This window comes from Bradyrhizobium sp. LB8.2 (genome assembly GCF_040548035.1).
In the GTDB taxonomy this organism is placed as follows: Bacteria; Pseudomonadota; Alphaproteobacteria; order Rhizobiales; family Xanthobacteraceae; genus Bradyrhizobium.
The window spans coordinates 1-14,824 of the sequence record NZ_JBEPQV010000015.1 but is presented as its reverse complement, the minus strand read 5'-3'; the positions used below and the strand labels follow the sequence as shown (position 1 = coordinate 14,824).

At 58.8% G+C, this 14,824-nt stretch carries 15 protein-coding genes, 3 pseudogenes and 1 other annotated feature; of the genes and pseudogenes, 13 read left to right on the top strand and 5 right to left on the bottom strand.

The genetic code is table 11. The annotated features are described in order from the left end of the window. Positions 1–225: 225 nt before the first annotated feature. The 9 genes and pseudogenes from ABIB06_RS19120 (at position 226) to ABIB06_RS19080 (ending at position 8,130) form a co-directional block, all read left to right on the top strand. Entirely contained in the window at positions 226–510 is a 285-nt protein-coding gene (locus tag ABIB06_RS19120) for a hypothetical protein (RefSeq protein ID WP_247444802.1), read from the top strand. Between the two features lie 75 nt (positions 511–585). After that, a complete protein-coding gene (locus tag ABIB06_RS19115) occupies positions 586–750 on the top strand; it encodes a DUF2934 domain-containing protein (protein WP_247352234.1) in 165 nt (54 codons plus the stop codon). Between the two features lie 615 nt (positions 751–1,365). Then, the gene (locus ABIB06_RS19110; protein ID WP_354049983.1) at positions 1,366–1,803 is read left to right on the top strand and encodes a histidine kinase dimerization/phosphoacceptor domain -containing protein; all 438 of its coding nucleotides are present in this window, start codon (positions 1,366–1,368) and stop codon (positions 1,801–1,803) included. Between the two features lie 588 nt (positions 1,804–2,391). After that, the gene (locus tag ABIB06_RS19105) at positions 2,392–3,189 is read left to right on the top strand and encodes a Crp/Fnr family transcriptional regulator (RefSeq protein ID WP_247444716.1); all 798 of its coding nucleotides are present in this window, start codon (positions 2,392–2,394) and stop codon (positions 3,187–3,189) included. 218 nt (positions 3,190–3,407) lie between these two features. After that, on the top strand, positions 3,408–4,751 hold the full coding sequence (locus tag ABIB06_RS19100) for an ABC transporter substrate-binding protein (protein ID WP_354049980.1): 1,344 nt from the start codon (positions 3,408–3,410) through the stop codon (positions 4,749–4,751). Between the two features lie 130 nt (positions 4,752–4,881). Further along, the gene (locus ABIB06_RS19095) at positions 4,882–5,910 is read left to right on the top strand and encodes an ABC transporter ATP-binding protein (RefSeq protein WP_247444714.1); all 1,029 of its coding nucleotides are present in this window, start codon (positions 4,882–4,884) and stop codon (positions 5,908–5,910) included. Positions 5,911–5,925: 15 nt separating this feature from the next. Next, positions 5,926–6,855, top strand: coding sequence for a carbohydrate ABC transporter permease (locus tag ABIB06_RS19090; protein WP_354049978.1), 930 nt, complete (start codon positions 5,926–5,928; stop codon positions 6,853–6,855). A gap of 1 nt (position 6,856) precedes the next feature. Then, entirely contained in the window at positions 6,857–7,702 is an 846-nt protein-coding gene (locus ABIB06_RS19085; protein ID WP_247444712.1) for a carbohydrate ABC transporter permease, read from the top strand. A gap of 39 nt (positions 7,703–7,741) precedes the next feature. Next, positions 7,742–8,130, top strand: a pseudogene (locus tag ABIB06_RS19080) (hypothetical protein). A gap of 347 nt (positions 8,131–8,477) precedes the next feature. On the opposite strand, the gene ABIB06_RS19075 reads toward ABIB06_RS19080, so the two are convergent. Further along, entirely contained in the window at positions 8,478–8,669 is a 192-nt protein-coding gene (locus ABIB06_RS19075) for a DUF3606 domain-containing protein (RefSeq protein WP_247444711.1), read from the bottom strand. Positions 8,670–8,704: 35 nt separating this feature from the next. After that, complete coding sequence (locus ABIB06_RS19070) at positions 8,705–9,121, bottom strand: ATP dependent DNA ligase (protein ID WP_354049975.1); 417 nt, start codon at positions 9,119–9,121, stop codon at positions 8,705–8,707. A gap of 103 nt (positions 9,122–9,224) precedes the next feature. Here ABIB06_RS19070 and ABIB06_RS19065 point away from each other — a divergent pair. From ABIB06_RS19065 to ABIB06_RS19055, 3 genes and pseudogenes are all read left to right on the top strand, one after another. After that, positions 9,225–9,848: pseudogene (locus tag ABIB06_RS19065) on the top strand (transposase); the annotation flags it as partial. Next, positions 9,550–9,664 (top strand) — a sequence feature (AL1L pseudoknot). (Overlaps the previous pseudogene by 115 nt.) Positions 9,849–10,515: 667 nt before the next feature. After that, positions 10,516–11,283 carry a Crp/Fnr family transcriptional regulator gene (locus ABIB06_RS19060; RefSeq protein WP_354049973.1) on the top strand — a complete coding sequence of 256 codons (768 nt, stop codon included), beginning with the start codon at positions 10,516–10,518 and terminating at the stop codon, positions 11,281–11,283. A gap of 5 nt (positions 11,284–11,288) precedes the next feature. After that, positions 11,289–11,513 carry a DUF6894 family protein gene (locus ABIB06_RS19055; protein ID WP_247444708.1) on the top strand — a complete coding sequence of 75 codons (225 nt, stop codon included), beginning with the start codon at positions 11,289–11,291 and terminating at the stop codon, positions 11,511–11,513. A 436-nt stretch (positions 11,514–11,949) separates the two neighbouring features. Here the strand turns inward: ABIB06_RS19055 and ABIB06_RS19050 are convergent. The 3 genes and pseudogenes from ABIB06_RS19050 to ABIB06_RS19040 form a co-directional block, all read right to left on the bottom strand. Then, positions 11,950–12,146, bottom strand: a pseudogene (locus ABIB06_RS19050) (cold-shock protein). 130 nt (positions 12,147–12,276) lie between these two features. After that, positions 12,277–12,444, bottom strand: a complete 168-nt coding sequence (locus ABIB06_RS19045; RefSeq protein ID WP_354049971.1) for a hypothetical protein — start codon at positions 12,442–12,444, stop codon at positions 12,277–12,279. 272 nt (positions 12,445–12,716) lie between these two features. Then, the gene (locus ABIB06_RS19040) at positions 12,717–13,001 is read right to left on the bottom strand and encodes a hypothetical protein (protein WP_247444706.1); all 285 of its coding nucleotides are present in this window, start codon (positions 12,999–13,001) and stop codon (positions 12,717–12,719) included. Between the two features lie 201 nt (positions 13,002–13,202). On the opposite strand from ABIB06_RS19040, the gene ABIB06_RS19035 reads away from it, so the two are divergent. Continuing rightward, positions 13,203–13,382, top strand: a complete 180-nt coding sequence (locus ABIB06_RS19035; RefSeq protein WP_247444705.1) for a hypothetical protein — start codon at positions 13,203–13,205, stop codon at positions 13,380–13,382. Positions 13,383–14,824 lie beyond the last annotated feature (1,442 nt).

Sequence of the window (14,824 nt, the reverse complement as noted above, 5' to 3'; positions counted from 1 at the left end):
CCGTCTCGTGCCGTTCACGGCATCGCTCAAAGAACTGCCTAGCGCGCCCAATTTGGCGATGGTCCGAGTTTGCATCAGTTCGTTCCAGATCCGGAACGCGGTGAAGCAAAAGTCGCGGGTGCTGCAGATTTCCAACCCGCACAGCCGTTCGAGATCCTAAGCTCGTCCATTGAGACGACAAAACATGTTTGTTGCTTTGTTCAAGATGATCAGCGGGGTCGAAAAGTGTTTGATGTCTATCGCAATGACAAGCGTGACATGCTCGTTCTAAGCACAGGCTCTGCCGTACCCGTGCTTTACTCTGCACATAACTGGCGCAACAGCAGAAGAAGAGTTCTCAAGGTCAGCGACGAAATTAAGTCAGCCGTTCAGGACCTCCAGTTTTCCTTGACATCACGGCGGCATGGGGCCTCAGCTACCTTGAATGCGACTGAACTTGCGCTGATCGATCAGGTGCGGAGCGGTGATGTCCTGCAGCTGCAACGGCATGATGAGCCAGATGTGGATTAGGGAGAACCGTACAAGAACTACGTGAACAGGGCGGTGAGCCTAAACCGCGCTTGGTCTCATTGGGAGTAACGCACCATGGCAGGTCCTTTGACCCAGAAGGACGTCGAGCGCCGCGCATATCAGCTGTGGGAGCAAGCGGGAATGCCTAAGGGGCGGGATCAAGAGTTCTATTTGGAAGCGGAGCGACAGCTGAAGGAAGAGCTGATCCACCACGAACTCAAAACGCCGGATACGCTGTAGAAAACAAGGAAGAGAGGTCCGCGCGCCTTCTATGGCGTCGAGATCAATCCACTGGCTGTTGCAACGATCCAGCGGTTGCCCAACGCACGATGGAGTCGATTCGTCCGATGCCGGGAACGGTGTCACCCCGTGTTGCCATCCGAACCCCGTCGGGCCCTCCAAGAACCGCCATCCCGCCTCTAACATCAAGAACGGTCCAACCCTCAATGGTTGTCGGTCTTGTCTCCGGCGTGGGCAATCCAAGCGCGCTGTAATACCGTGTCGATCGATATGGTCGAAGCGCCGCACGCATAAAGGAAAGCCTTGAGAGCACTCGTCGCTCCTGCTCGACCCACCCGGTGATGGCAGGTGAGGCGACCCAAGGAACATGCGTCGAAACGCCGACGGTGATGGAACGCCTACTGCTCCGCCTGATCGCCGTGACGCCGCGTTACCCCACGTGGGTGCGGTACCTTCTGACCCGCGGCCTGGTCGGAATCACGTTCACGGCAAAGCTCCTGCTCTTCGACGCTCTGGATTCCCTTCCTCTGCTGCTGTTCATCCCGGCAGTATTCCTTGCATCGAGTGATCTCCGACCATGGGTCCGGCGTGTTGGCCACCGCGGCGAGCGCAGTGATGGCCGCGGCTTATTTCATGTCCCCGCCGGTCACCTCTGCAATCGTCCCGCTGATCGACTTTCTAGTGATGGGCCTGTTGATTGCCGCTGTCACCGAAACCTTGCGGAAGACTCTGGACAGGCTTTCGCAAGCCAAGTCATATGGCGATGTCCTCTTGCAGGAGCTCGCGCATCGCACCAGAAACGAACTCGCGATCTTCATCTCAATCCTTCGACTGCAGGCGCGTTCCGATCCCAATCCTGTGCCGCAGGCCGCGATCGCCTCGGCCGTCGCACGGATGGACGCGGTGGCGAAGGTGCACGACAGGTTGCGCGTCGCCGACAGCGACCTCGTCGATCTTGCGCCCTACGCGGACCGGCTGTGCGCAAGCCTGGCGGACTTTCATCGTGGAGTGCGTCCGATCTCGATACAGGTGCACTGCGACTCGGCTCGGTGAAGAGCTCTCAGGCCGGATCCATCGGGCTGATCGTCGAGCCGGTGACAAACGCGTTCAAGTACGCCTTTCCGGAAGGACAGACGGCACGGTGGAAGTGAACATCAGGGCTTTGAGCGGTCGGATCACGGTCACCGTGCGGGACGACGGCGTCGGCTGCCCCAGCGAGGTCAAGAGCGGCCTAGGGACCCGCCTCATCAGCCTGCTGACCTCACAGATGAATGGAAATATGGCCAGGGTCCCCTTGCCTCGCTTCTGCGAGGTCCAAGTCATGGTGTCGGTGCTTCCCACCTAGTTTCGCGCCCGCCGCAGCGCGCTTTCGAGTTTTCTCCCTCTGCTTCTGCCAGCGCGCCTCATCGGCTTGCGACCGTTTCTCGACGGGGGCCCGGTCGGCCTCCAACTCGGCCGCCCTCCCGTCCTGCTGGCGCCTGCCTTTCGTTCGGGGGGTGAAGGCGCCTTTAGCGGGATCGCCGGATTGTCGGGTGCCAGTGACTCTAGATGGAAGAGAGAGTAGCTTCGCGGGGAACAAGCCCTGATCTCAGCCGAACGAGGGCCGATGGGGACGCATCTCGAGGACAGCGCCATGGGATAGTGCTCGTAAGTGCGCTGAGCCGTGCCAACCGCGAGCAGACGGTTCGGGTTCAAAACCGTCTGCTGGCCGGTCTTGCGCCGGCGTCCTTTGAGCGCCTTCGTCCTTTCCTGCAGCCCGTTGCGCTCAAACGCCGGGCGATCCTTCAGGACTACCACCATCCCATCGAGCACATCTACTTCATCGAACGCGGCGTCGCATCGCTGCTGGCGCGAACGCAGCGCGATGGTCCGGTGGAGATCGCGATGGTCGGACGGCTCGGCTTTGTCGGTGTGACCGCGGCGCTCGGCATCCAGCGGTCGCCCAATCGCTGCCTGATGTCGGTCCCGGGTTATGCGTTGCGCATCGCGGTGCCCGACCTGCGCCGGGCCGCACACAGATACCCGGACATCCAGCAGCAGCTGTTCAGCTACGTCCACGCGCTGTTGGTCCAGAACACCCAGACAACTCTTTGCAGCGCCCGCCACGGCCTCGAGGAACGGCTGAGCCGCTGGCTGCTGCTTGCAGCCGACCGTCTGGATGACCGGGTCATTCCCGTGACGCACGACGTGCTGTCCGTCACCCTGGGCGTGCGACGCGCCAGCATCACGACGACGCTTGCGGAACTGGAGCAGTCCGGCGGGCTCATCAGGCAGCGAGGCGGCATCGACGTGTGCAATCACGCGGCCCTCGAGCTTCGAACATGCGAATGCTATCAGATCATAGCGTCGGAATACGGGCGCCTAACTCGCAGCGGCCTGCATGAGCACCGCATTTCCGCGGCCGCCGACCTTATGCGCAGCTGTCTTTGCTGCGTCTGACAGTCATTCAAATAGCCTGCTTCGGCCAGCGCCGCGCGACTTCGTCGGCTGTCAATCCTTGTACGGCAGCGTACTGAGTGACCGTCTTTAGTAGAAAGGCCGATCGGGACCTCAAAGCTATAGTGACGTTGAAAATAGCAAGATCCAGGACCGAGCTAGACTGATCCCTCATCTGGATGAGCCTTCTCCAACTGGCCACATCCACAGGAGGAATCCAGATGAGCACGGGCAAATATTTGCGCGTCACGCGACGCCGCTTCTTGAAACAAGCCAGTCTTACGCTTGCCGCCGTTTCGGCGCCTTCCCTTGCTGCGCCATTCGTCTCCCGCGCGCTTGCCGACACCAAATCGCTCTCCATCGTGCAATGGAGCCATTTCGTCCCGGAGTACGACAAGTGGTTCGATACGTTCGCAAAGGACTGGGGACAGAAGAACCGTATCGAGGTCACCGTCGACCACATCCCGGTCGCTAACGTCGCCGCGCGTGCGGCCGCCGAAGCCTCGGCACAATCAGGTCACGATCTGTTCGGCTGGAACGGCGCAGGCGGGGCGCACCTCTACCGCAAATTCCTCGTTGACGTGACAAGCCTCGTCCAGGCGACCGAGAAGAAGTACGGCAAGATCAGCACGATCGGCCGCCAGATCGGATATAACCAGGACGACAAGACCTGGTCGGCTTTCCCCGATTTCTACATCAACTTCCCCGCCATGTATCGCAAGGGCATGTGGGATGAGATCGGGATGAAGCCGGACACCTGGGACAATGTTCGCATTGGCGGCGCCAAGCTGAAAGCCAAGGGTCATCCGGTCGGCATTTCACTCGGGCACAGCAACGATCCGAACACGACTTGGCGCGGCCTGCTGTGGAGCTTTGGCAGTGCGCTTCAGGACGCCGAAGGCAAGGAAGTCGTGCTCAACAGCAAGGAGACGGTCGAAGCCGTCAAGTTCGTCGCCGCGCTATACAAGGAGGCAATGACGTCGGAAGTGCTGTCGTGGGATGACTCCAGCAACAACCGCTATCTCGTTTCGGGCATCGGCTCGATGATCGTCAACCCGATCTCGGCCTATCGGACGTTCCAGAAGGCAAACAAGAAAGGCGCCGACGACACGTTCGTGATGGCTCCGCCGAAGGGACCGGTGCGCCAGATCATGGGCGGCGCCTCCGAGTTCTACGGTATCTGGAAGTTCGCCAAGAACAAGGATGGCGCAATCGATTTCCTCAAATACTACGCCGACCATTGGCCGGAAGCGTTTAAGGCGAGTGAAGGGTACAACAATCCCTGCTTCGCCAACCTTGTGCCGAAGCCCATGCCGATCCTCTCGAACGATCCGACGTCGACGCCGGCCAACAAACTAGCGGTGCTGCAGGACTCCGACCAGTGGTCCGCCTCTCCGGGATATCCCGGTCCGTCCTGGCCCGCCGTCGACGAGGTCTACAACGACTTCGTCATCTGCGACATGATGGCGAAGGCGGCGACCGGCGAGATGTCCGCCGAGGATTCGGTCAAATGGGCGCACCAACAGTCGGAAGCCATCTTCAAGAAGTGGCACGAGAAAGCCTGAGGCCGTGCCTGGACCGGACCCCCTTTTTGGTCGGTCCGGATGCTGCCGTTGCCGCCAATTGGCAAACAAGATTGGCGCTCCGTCGAACGATTGGCGGCAGAGCGCCATCCATTAGTTCTCGGGAGGTTCGATGGCAGCGGTATTGACCAGGGATATCGTCAAGAAGTTCGGCGAGGTCGCCGCCGTCAACGGCATTTCGCTTACGGTGCCGAACGGCGAGTTCATGGTATTGCTCGGCCCCTCGGGCTGCGGCAAGACGACCTTTCTGCGCATCATTTGCGGCCTCGAGCAACAGACGAGCGGCGATCTCCTGATCGGCGGCAACGTCGTCAACGACATCCCTCCACGCGCTCGCGGCGTCGCGATGATGTTTCAGAGCTATGGCCTTTATCCACACTACACAGTACGCAACAACATTGCCTTTCCGCTGCGCACGCAGCGCGTGCCCCGCGAGGAAATCGAAAAGAAGGTCGAGTGGGCCTCGCAGCTGCTCGGCATCGGCCATCTTCTCGACCGGCGGCCGCGCCAGCTCTCCGGCGGCGAGCGCCAGCGTGTTGCGCTTGCGCGCGCGCTCGTCCGCGAACCGACCGCGCTTCTGCTCGACGAGCCGCTGTCCAATCTCGACGCCAAGCTGCGCACCTCGGCTCGCCAGGAGATCAAAAACTTTCAGCAGCGCGTTGGCCTCACCACCATCTACGTGACCCACGACCAGGTCGAAGCGATGGGCATGGGCGACCGTATCGCGGTCATCGACCATGGACGGGTTCGGCAAGTGGGAACGCCAACTGATATTTATGAAGATCCTGCCGACCTTTTTGTCGCGACCTTTGTCGGCGCGCCGCCGATGAACATCGTCACCCGCAACGGCGGCGGCTATCTCGGATTCCGGCCAGAGAATTTCTTGCCCAGGGATATGATCGAAGACGGGGGCGCGACCCAGTTTTTATTTCGCGTCGATCGCTCCGAGTATCTCGGATCCGAGCGCATTGTTTACGGTGTGATGGATGGCTTTGATTCAAAGCAGCCGATCACGGCGAAGTTGCCACCGGCCCACGTAGCCAAAGAAAGCATTCGTCCCGGCGAATGGCATCCGTTTGCGGTGAGGAACAGCGCATTGCGCCACTTCGACGCCAACGGCAATCGTAGCAGTCGCCACTGAGCGGGGAATTCACCGATGGCCGTCATCGCCGAACCTATTGCCAAGCCGATTTCACGATTTCGCTTTGTCCTCGACCGGCGCGAGGCGCTTGAAACGATTCTGGTCGCACCGGCGATCCTTTACGTCCTGCTATTGGTAGGCCTGCCACTTCTGCTCGCGGTCTACTACTCGCTCAGCGCCTATACAATCTACAACCCGACCTGGAAGTTTGTCGGTCTGGCCAACTTCGAGCAGATACTGCAAAATCCCACTTTCCTTGACACGCTGCGGAACACCTTCATCTTTACATTTGGGTCGCAACTGCTCGGCCTCGTACTCGGAAAGTTCGGCGCCTTCCTGCTGTTGCAGCCCTTCCCCGGCCGGAAGATTGTGCGGGCGCTGATCATCCTGCCATTTGCTGTACCGGTCGCGCTCGCCACGATCGCCTGGCAATGGATGTTCGATTCGCTCTACAGCGTGATCAACTGGACCATGATTGCAGCTGGTATCCTTACTCGCGACGAGGCGCCGAACTGGCTCGGCAATCCCTACCTCGCGATGCTGTGCATTGTCATTATCAACGCCTGGCGCTTCTTTCCATTTGCCATCGTGATCTTTCTCGCCGGCATCACTGCGGTTCCACAGGACGTGATCGACGCTGCGACGATCGATGGCGCGGGTTTCTGGCGCCGCAACTACCAGATCGTCCTGCCGATGATCCTGCCAATCATGGCTATCGGCCTGATATTCGGCATCGTGTTCACGTTCACGGATCTTTCCATCGTCTTTTTGCTGACAATGGGAGGCCCCGGTGGCGCGACGTCAGTCCTGGGCTTTGCGGGTTTTCAGACCGGCATCGTTTCCGGCGACGTGTCGCACGGCGCGGCCATCTCGCTGTTCATGCTGCCGGTGCTGCTTGTCGTGGTGATTTTCATGCTGCGCTTTATTCGTCGCCGGGAGATTTGACATGTCGCGGTCTTTTGTTCGCTCGCTCCGCGGAACCGGGTTTTTCCTCGGCGTCGCATTCTTCGTTATCCTGGCGGCCTTTCCGTTCTATTGGATGGTGATCACGGCGTTCAAACAGAACAGTGATCTTTACGATGTCACCAACATCCCATTCTGGTTCAATGAGCCGCCGACGCTCGAGCACGTCAAGTACCTCTTCCAGGAGACCCTGTTCGCGCGCTGGCTGTTGAATTCGCTGATTATTGGCGTCTGCGTCACCGCGATCACGCTGGTCACCGCGGTTCCGGCCGGTTACAGCCTGGCCCGCATGACCAGCCGCAAGGGCGAAGCGCTCGGGATTATGATCTTCCTGACCTACCTGGTGCCGCCGACCCTGTTGTTCCTGCCGTTGTCCCGGATCATCGCCGAACTCGGTCTGCAAAACTCGATGTGGTCGCTGGTGTTGATCTACCCGACCTTTACGATCCCGTTCTGCTCCTGGTTGCTGATGGGATTCTTCAAGGCCCTGCCGGTCGAGATCGAGGAAGCCGCAATCGTCGACGGCTGCAGTCTGTTTGGAGCCTTCATCAAGATGGCGGTCCCACTGTCGGTGCCTGCAATCCTGACGGTGGTGATCTTTACGTTCACCCTGACCTTGCAGGAGTTCGTCTACGCGCTGACATTCATTTCGTCGTCCGACCAAAAGCCGATCACGCTGGGCGTGTCGACCGACCTGATCCGGGGCGACGTGTTCTTCTGGGGCGAGATCATGGCCGGCGCCTTGATCGCCGCCTTCCCCGTGGCGATCGCCTACAATCTCTTCCTAGATCGCTTCATCGCGGGCATTACCGGGGGCGCCGTCAAATAGTGAACAAGCGCCCAACATTGACCCTTCACCCCTCACTGTATCGATAGCTTAGCTCGCCGATCGGCGTCGGGAACCCGCGCCGATCAACAGCTCGATCGGTTAGAACGCGACATCTATCTTGTACTCGAAGATTTCGGCGCCGCGCCGGCTGCGCATGGCGCGAGACCGACGAACGAGACACCGCTCTCGATGATATCCGGCACCGTCTTCTGTCAGGCGAATATACCTATCCGGTGCGGATCGTCGCCTTCAATTCGATCGAGAGATGGCCACGGGACACAACATCGGAAGTCGCCGATGCGGTCGCTCAGCGCGCGGCTGACACCGATATCGAGATTTCTCCTGCGCTACTTGCCTTTGTCGCCGCGAACGCAACTCGCCGCTCTGGCGTTCAGCTGGCGCTACGGCTTCCGGGCGGTACCGCTTGAACTGAGTTCGCTTTGGAAGCGCGATCTTGAACTGGCCTTCCATCAATGCCAGGTCTTCTTGGGGCCGCCTTAGACTTCCTCGATTATCCCCTCGATGTCGGGTAAGTCGATGCCGTCGGTCCTGTTGCACTCACAGGGCATGCCGGCACCACACTCGCAACCGCCCGCAGTCTCACTCCAAGCGCGATCGGGATGGTTCTCGCAGACCCAGCCCAGCGAGTGGCAGATGGGACAATTCGGATCAGTCAAACAATAGTCCCCCGATCACGTGGGCGAAGGTCACGAGGAGACCGGACATGCAGGGAGCGATGGCTACATCGATCAAGAACAACAGACTCTCACGCTCCTCATCCCGCATCGTCTGCTTTGCCCAACTCCTTGCGAACGATTGCCGCCGAGTTGCCAACCTTATCGATCGCCTTCTGAAGCTCCTCCTTGGTGACACCCAAGGCATGGGTCCAGTGCTTAACCTCATAGGCTTCGTGCATGTTGACCTTGCTGCGGTCGGGCTGCTCTCTCTTGGTGAGATTGTCGGTCACGTTCCTCCTCCCTATTTTGAGGGGAAACGCGGTTATCAGCCGCGCGTTCCTTTGCTCAGCCCCTTGAAAGAGCTCGCCCTGAGTAAGCCCTCCAATGTGATGTCGCGGTATTCGACGTCGGCGAAGAACTTCGGCTTGACCCACGTAGCCTTGGGCTTCTTAATGGGCTTCGTCAGCTTGACCTTCGGGCTCACGACGGCATCGAGAGCCTTCCTAATCTTTTCCGACTTTGTGCGGCTCCAGCCCGTGCCGACCTTGCCCATGTAGACCAGTTCTTTCCCTTCCTGCTTGCCGAGATAGAGAGCGGCAACGCCCGACGAGTCCTTGATGAACCCATCGGAATGTTCCGGTGTGTACGGTTTTGACCTTTGCCAAAGCTTCTGTTCGCTCCGAACGGTACAGCGCATCTGCCCACTTCGAGACGATGCCTTCGTAGTTGAGCTTGCTGGCATGTTCGAAGAGCACCTGCCCGTCGCCAACCAAGTCTTCGCTATACAGAACCGGATGAAACGCCCCGGGATTGCCGGGGGCTCCAACTCTTGAGAAGGCGGAGCCATGACGAGCAAGACGACGAACAAATTTTCACCCGAGGTCCGGGCGCGTGCGGTTCGGATGGTTTTGGATCACGCCAGTGAGCACCCTTCGCGGTGGGCGGCGGTGACATCGATTGCCGCCAAGATTGGCTGCAAACCGCAGACGCTGCATGACTGGGGTAAGAAGGCCGAGATCGACAGCGGGCAGCGGGTCGGCGTTCCGACGGAGATGGCCGAGAAGCTGAAGGCCCTGGAGCGGGAGAACCGTGAGCTTCGACAGGCCAACGAAATCCTGCGCAAGGCAAGCGCTTATTTTGCGATGGCCCCTTTCGGCGAATGAAGACATTCGCCTTTCGGGCGAGGGGAGCTCGACCGCCGGTCCAAGCCATGATCGCGTTCATCGACGATCATCGTGAGGCGCATGGGGTCGAGCCGATCTGCAAGGTGTTGCCGATCGCCCCCCTCGACCTACCACGCCCAGGTGACCAAACGGCACGATCCCGCCAGGCTGTCGGCGCGCGCCAGGCAGGACGCCGCGCTGAAGATCGAGGTCCGGTGCGTCTTCGATCAGAACTTCCGGGTCTATGGCGTGCGCAAGGTCTGGCGCCAGCTCAAGCGCGGCCGTGATCGTTGTCAATACGCAAGGCCGCCAACAACATGGCGTCCATCGAAGCGCTTGCGGCGCTGAATCTCCATGCAGTGCAGCAGATAGGATTCAGGATCGACCTTCTCCACGTCGGCAATCAAGTCAAAGCTTGCGTCTCGAAACTCCTCACGCGATGGCGGCGGCATCGCCGAGCGACGCAAAGCCGCCCACAGTCGGATTCAAATTGGCTAATGATCGTTCAATGCGATCAATTGCTGCATCCGCCATATCGCCAGCTTGATTCATATCGCTGGGCGAATTGGTCCAGTTTTGCGCCGAGTTGGACTACGAGGTCGTTGGCATTTGTATCCTAAATTGAGACGTGAGGTTAAATCTGAAGTCGCGCGGATTTGCGTACCGCGCGCCGTCTGGCAAACGTCGCTCATACGTTTGAGGGCGCGCCAGGCTGCCCGAGAAGAAAGAAACTGTTCGTCGCGACGGAGGGATTGGGACCGGCTTCGCGTCTCTGAGGTAGGCCATTGCCGGATTCGAAAAAAGCAGGCTGAATTGGACAAGTCCAAGACTTGACTTGGAATTTTCCTACATCGTCGGTTGCACTCCGCCCGCCCTCATGCGTTAATATGCCATCACTGGCCAAGGCTTTGTCCGTAGGCGTCGGTGGCTGAGAGACCAACTGGGCTCCCGCCTGCATCGCACGGGAGCATGAATGCCGCATCAGAAGCTAATAGCGCGCCTACAGGCGGTCGGCGGTTTATCTGAACGAGATAAGGTTAGACTCACGCGCATACCATACAGGGTGAAATCCCTGGCTGATGGCGAATACGCGGTTCGCGAAGGAGACAAGCCCAGCAGCTGCATCGTTGTGATCGACGGCTTTCTAGCTCGGCAAAGAGTGGTGAATGATCGAAATCAGATCTCCTCGTTCTACATGGCTGGGGACATGCCCGACTTGCCTACCCTGCATTTGCCGATCGCGGATTGTGATCTTTGCAGCATAGGCAATTCGACGATAGCCGCTGTGCTTCATTCATCTCTCAGAGAGATGATGACCGACTCTCTCGGACTTGCACACGCTTTTTGGCGCGAAACGCTGATACAGGCTTCCATCTATCGCGAATGGGTTGAGAATCTCGGAGCCCGCCAAGCCTTAGGTCGACTCGCGCATCTTCTTTGCGAGCTTACCACTCGCATGGAATTCGTTGGGCTGGCGGACAACGGCAGCTTCCGGATTCCGCTCACGCAGCAAGATGTTGCCGATGCATGTGGACTTTCGATAGTTCACGTGAACAGGACGATCCAGGAACTCAGGGGTTTGGGCCTCATTGAATGGGAAAACCAAACCGTTACTCTGCTCCGCCCGCAGGAACTGCAAGCTGTAGCCGAGTTCAGCCCTGAATATCTTCATGAGCTGAGCCCAAGCGAAAGATCAAAACTCAGCAATGTTTTTGGAACGTCCCCACCCGGAGTGATTTAGCCGGCATGGTTCGATATCATTTCGACTACCATGAAGCGGACCTCGTTACCGTAGACAGCGCGGGTGAGGAATTCGCCAGCGTTGACGCCGCCCGAAAAATGGCGCTGATCGCCCTTGGCGAGGCCGTGCGCGACTTCACCTTTGCCGGCCGGCCTGGACGGATAGCTATTTGGGTTAGGGACGACACCGGCGGTGTTTTGAGTGTCTCTGCCATTATTGAGCATACTTGAGCCGGCGATGGGTAGGCAGACGTCACTATCGCCGCTAACGGCACGATCGAACCGACGCGCGCTCCATCGGGTCGCTAAGCGTAGGAGCAAGAGGATCGACGAACTGGTGATTTGGAGCCCTGACGGAAAACAGGCAGCCTCGGGTTGCGCCTCGCCCACGGGAAAAGCCGCAGCGTGGTTCCAGCCCCACTGCGGCATTCCCGGACAACTTGAAATCAGTTTTGGTACTTAAATCTCGCCGGTGTTCTCACAGTAGAACACCCCGTTCCGAAAATGGAGTCGGTACAACTACCGGAGTCCGCCGATCTACCCATTGTCGTTAAAGGGGGAACATGGCACGGCTCGCTTTCCAGCCCCAATGCTCCCGGCTGCCGATCCAATTGCGGATCAGAGCGCCGGGAGTGCTGGGCCCACCAGCGTGATTCGGCTCGGCTGGTCAACCCATCCGTAGATTTCCCGCTGAATCTTTGCCGCGATTGTTCACGACGTCGAAGCTGACTTTGGCTCCCTCGTTGAGGCTGCTCAGGCCGGCCTTCTCAACGGCGGAGATATGGACAAATACATCCTTGCCGCCGTTGTCAGGTTGGATGAACCCGTACCCCTTCGGGGGTTGAACCACTTCACTGTCCCCATAGCCGCTTAGCTGCTCCATTTTTCAAAAATCAGAACTAGTGCCCGAATTCCGACAAAGAAACGCTGGTCACGCGCGCTATCTGGGTGGAGGTTGTTGAATCCGACTTTCATTTTGAACCTCACAAATCCATCAGGGCATATCCGGCCACCGTTCGATCACCTTCGTTGTGATCGCCTCGCGCGTTACGACCGTATGTTGGCAAAATCCGTGGACAGCCCGGCGCATCCATTTCGACTTGATGAAGCCATCTTGGTTTGGGTCCTCGACCGCGAAATCCGTGTCGCGCTGCTTGCGCATGAGCGACAAGCCTGAGCTCTCAATCTCCTGCGAGTCCAAAGTGAGCCCCGGAATCGACGGGCGAATGAACTGCGCTACAGGCTTTGCGACAAATCCACCTTGCGACGCGAAAACGACGGCAGCCGGCGCATCCTGGCCCAGTAACCAACCAGCAAGAACAACTTCACAACTCGGCCAATGAGACGGCGCGCCGTAACCCGTTCCGTGATCGGTCCCACGCCTGATTACTTCAGGAAACCCGACACTAACGCATCGAAATCGTCGAACCGGACCTATGCGAGCACCGCACGAAGAAGCTGTTCAATGAAGACCATGCCGTTCGCCGCGAAGACGGCGTGATACTCAGGTAGCAGCGCGGCCTTACTGGCAACCGCTTCAAGTTTCGTGCACCCGGAGTCCATCAGCCCGGCGTCGGTAAAGAGATGAACCGCGTCGGACGTTACAAAATTATTGATCGATGTCATCTCGACAATTCCTCGATGTAGGCCTCGCCCGCGAAGGGCGTTGCGAAGAACGCTGGCAACGCGAGCGCTGTTGCTATCGGTGAAGATCGCCATTTCAGTCTCCTTGATAATTTCACCGATTCGATCGCGCCGTTGCGCATCAAATGTCGGGCACGTGCCTCATCCGCCGGCGGTTCTGAGAGGTGGGCTGGGAATTGTGGGCCTGGATCATCTTGAAACTCGGTGCTGCGGCCTTGCATCACTCCCCTCGCGTGATAGAACGCGACCACGAAAAGTGAATGCAGGGAAGTTGCTTTGGCCAAAACGAAAAAGACTGTTCGTCGCGAATGGACGAAAGATGATGTGAAGACGCTCAAGTCACTCGCGAAACAGAAGGCCGGTGTTAAGAAAATTTCGAAGACGCTGAAGCGAACACCGGGCGCTACAATGGTCAAGGCGTCGTTATTGGGCGTTTCGCTCGACACGAGGGGTTAGGCTCCCGCTCTGGTCTACGATGCGGCTGGATAAGTCTCATCCCTTGCGCTCAACTTGCACGCCGGCACCTTCGCTTCAGCCAATCCTCCGCCAGCCTCAACCAGGCTTCTTTGTCCGGCTGTCTAATTGCCCTATCGGCCAAGCGGCGGCATTCCTCAGCTTCCGAGCTTCGGTTCGAAAGCGATCCGCCTCCTCCTCGCTCATCATTCGACCCCCCGCGAACAAGAGAGGATGGCCGAAGAGGAAATCGAGGGAAATTCGACGATAGGCCATACGGGCTGGCCGGAGAATTGTAACCGTCGCAGCGATGTCACAAGTGCGCACCGGGCTGACGGCAATCGAGTTAAGGCGCCACCACCCCCCTCAACATTTGATTGGCAGACGCGCGTGAAACTGGGGGCGAGCGGTCGCTAAGAAACGATTGGTTCTGAAGCTGCGGACACCCCTCCCCATCCCCTTACAGCAGACACGCATTTCTTCACGCCTTCCCGCTGTGCGGCGTTTCGTTGCGGTGTCGTTGCCGAGCGCGATGCATGGAAACGTCATCTACCTGGTAAGCATCGTCCTCTCTGACATCGCTGCTGCCACATGGATAGCACCCGTGTCCTGATAAGCAGACCGGTGACCACGGACACTTCTTTTGACTTTGCCTGCCGCAATCACGCGCGGTGGCGTATCTTCAGCGCGCCCACGATCACGTCTGCTCACGAGGCAAAAGCTCAAAGGCCTTCGATCTTGGCCTGCATCCGGCTCAACAAGGATTCCGCCGAGACCGTCCCAATCCCCGCCCTCTGAAGCTGGAGGATCTCCGAATAGACACGGGCTCAAACTAGCTCTGTGCTTGGGGCCGTGAACCAGCGACCCCACGGAACCAATCCCGACAAGTCGGAGTTGAAGGCAGAAGAGGCGAGTAGAGTAGTGCCGGCAGTGTCCCCCCTCACCGAGTCGGCATCAAAGGCCCCGCGGCGCCGCCGTCTCGGGGTCTTTCTTTCAAGAGGAGACCCGCATGAGTGACCGCACAGGAAATGAACCTGCACCCTTGATGCTTTTAGGCGTAGCAGTCATTCCCCTAATAGCGGTGCTGGCCTGGTTCGCTTTCTAATTAACGAGGTTCGGAGAGCGGCGCAGGAGTTCAGACCTGTTGCCCACTAAGCAGTGAGCCTCACGGCAAAAACCTGATGAGCAGCCGCAAGGCTGGCAGCAAGTCCAGAGCAGCCGCTTGTGGTGCAGGTTCGATTCCTGCCCCGAAGGCCAATTGATGGAGCGCCGCGCCTTACAGCGGCACTTCTAAATCCTTCAGCAAGCCACCTAGCACTCTGCTGAAAAACCCCCTCGCCAGGGAGGGGGCTTGATGATTCACTTTATCATCTCGAATCGGCGGAGACGATCATGCGCGGCAGGTTTACGGATCAGGGCGGCCTGTTTTCGTACATCGCGCCGGA

Excerpts from the sequence above, each read along its gene's own strand:
- ABIB06_RS19055 (WP_247444708.1), top strand. The coding sequence starts at position 11,289 with ATGGTTCGATATCATTTCGACTACCATGAAGCGGACCTCGTTACCGTA.
- ABIB06_RS19090 (WP_354049978.1), top strand. The coding sequence starts at position 5,926 with ATGGCCGTCATCGCCGAACCTATTGCCAAGCCGATTTCACGATTTCGC.
- ABIB06_RS19110 (WP_354049983.1), top strand. The coding sequence starts at position 1,366 with ATGGCCGCGGCTTATTTCATGTCCCCGCCGGTCACCTCTGCAATCGTC.
- ABIB06_RS19085 (WP_247444712.1), top strand. The coding sequence starts at position 6,857 with ATGTCGCGGTCTTTTGTTCGCTCGCTCCGCGGAACCGGGTTTTTCCTC.
- ABIB06_RS19115 (WP_247352234.1), top strand. The coding sequence starts at position 586 with ATGGCAGGTCCTTTGACCCAGAAGGACGTCGAGCGCCGCGCATATCAG.
- ABIB06_RS19040 (WP_247444706.1), bottom strand. The coding sequence starts at position 13,001 with ATGGCGATCTTCACCGATAGCAACAGCGCTCGCGTTGCCAGCGTTCTT.
- ABIB06_RS19100 (WP_354049980.1), top strand. The coding sequence starts at position 3,408 with ATGAGCACGGGCAAATATTTGCGCGTCACGCGACGCCGCTTCTTGAAA.
- ABIB06_RS19095 (WP_247444714.1), top strand. The coding sequence starts at position 4,882 with ATGGCAGCGGTATTGACCAGGGATATCGTCAAGAAGTTCGGCGAGGTC.
- ABIB06_RS19060 (WP_354049973.1), top strand. The coding sequence starts at position 10,516 with ATGCCGCATCAGAAGCTAATAGCGCGCCTACAGGCGGTCGGCGGTTTA.
- ABIB06_RS19045 (WP_354049971.1), bottom strand. The coding sequence starts at position 12,444 with ATGCGCAAGCAGCGCGACACGGATTTCGCGGTCGAGGACCCAAACCAA.
- ABIB06_RS19070 (WP_354049975.1), bottom strand. The coding sequence starts at position 9,121 with ATGCCAGCAAGCTCAACTACGAAGGCATCGTCTCGAAGTGGGCAGATG.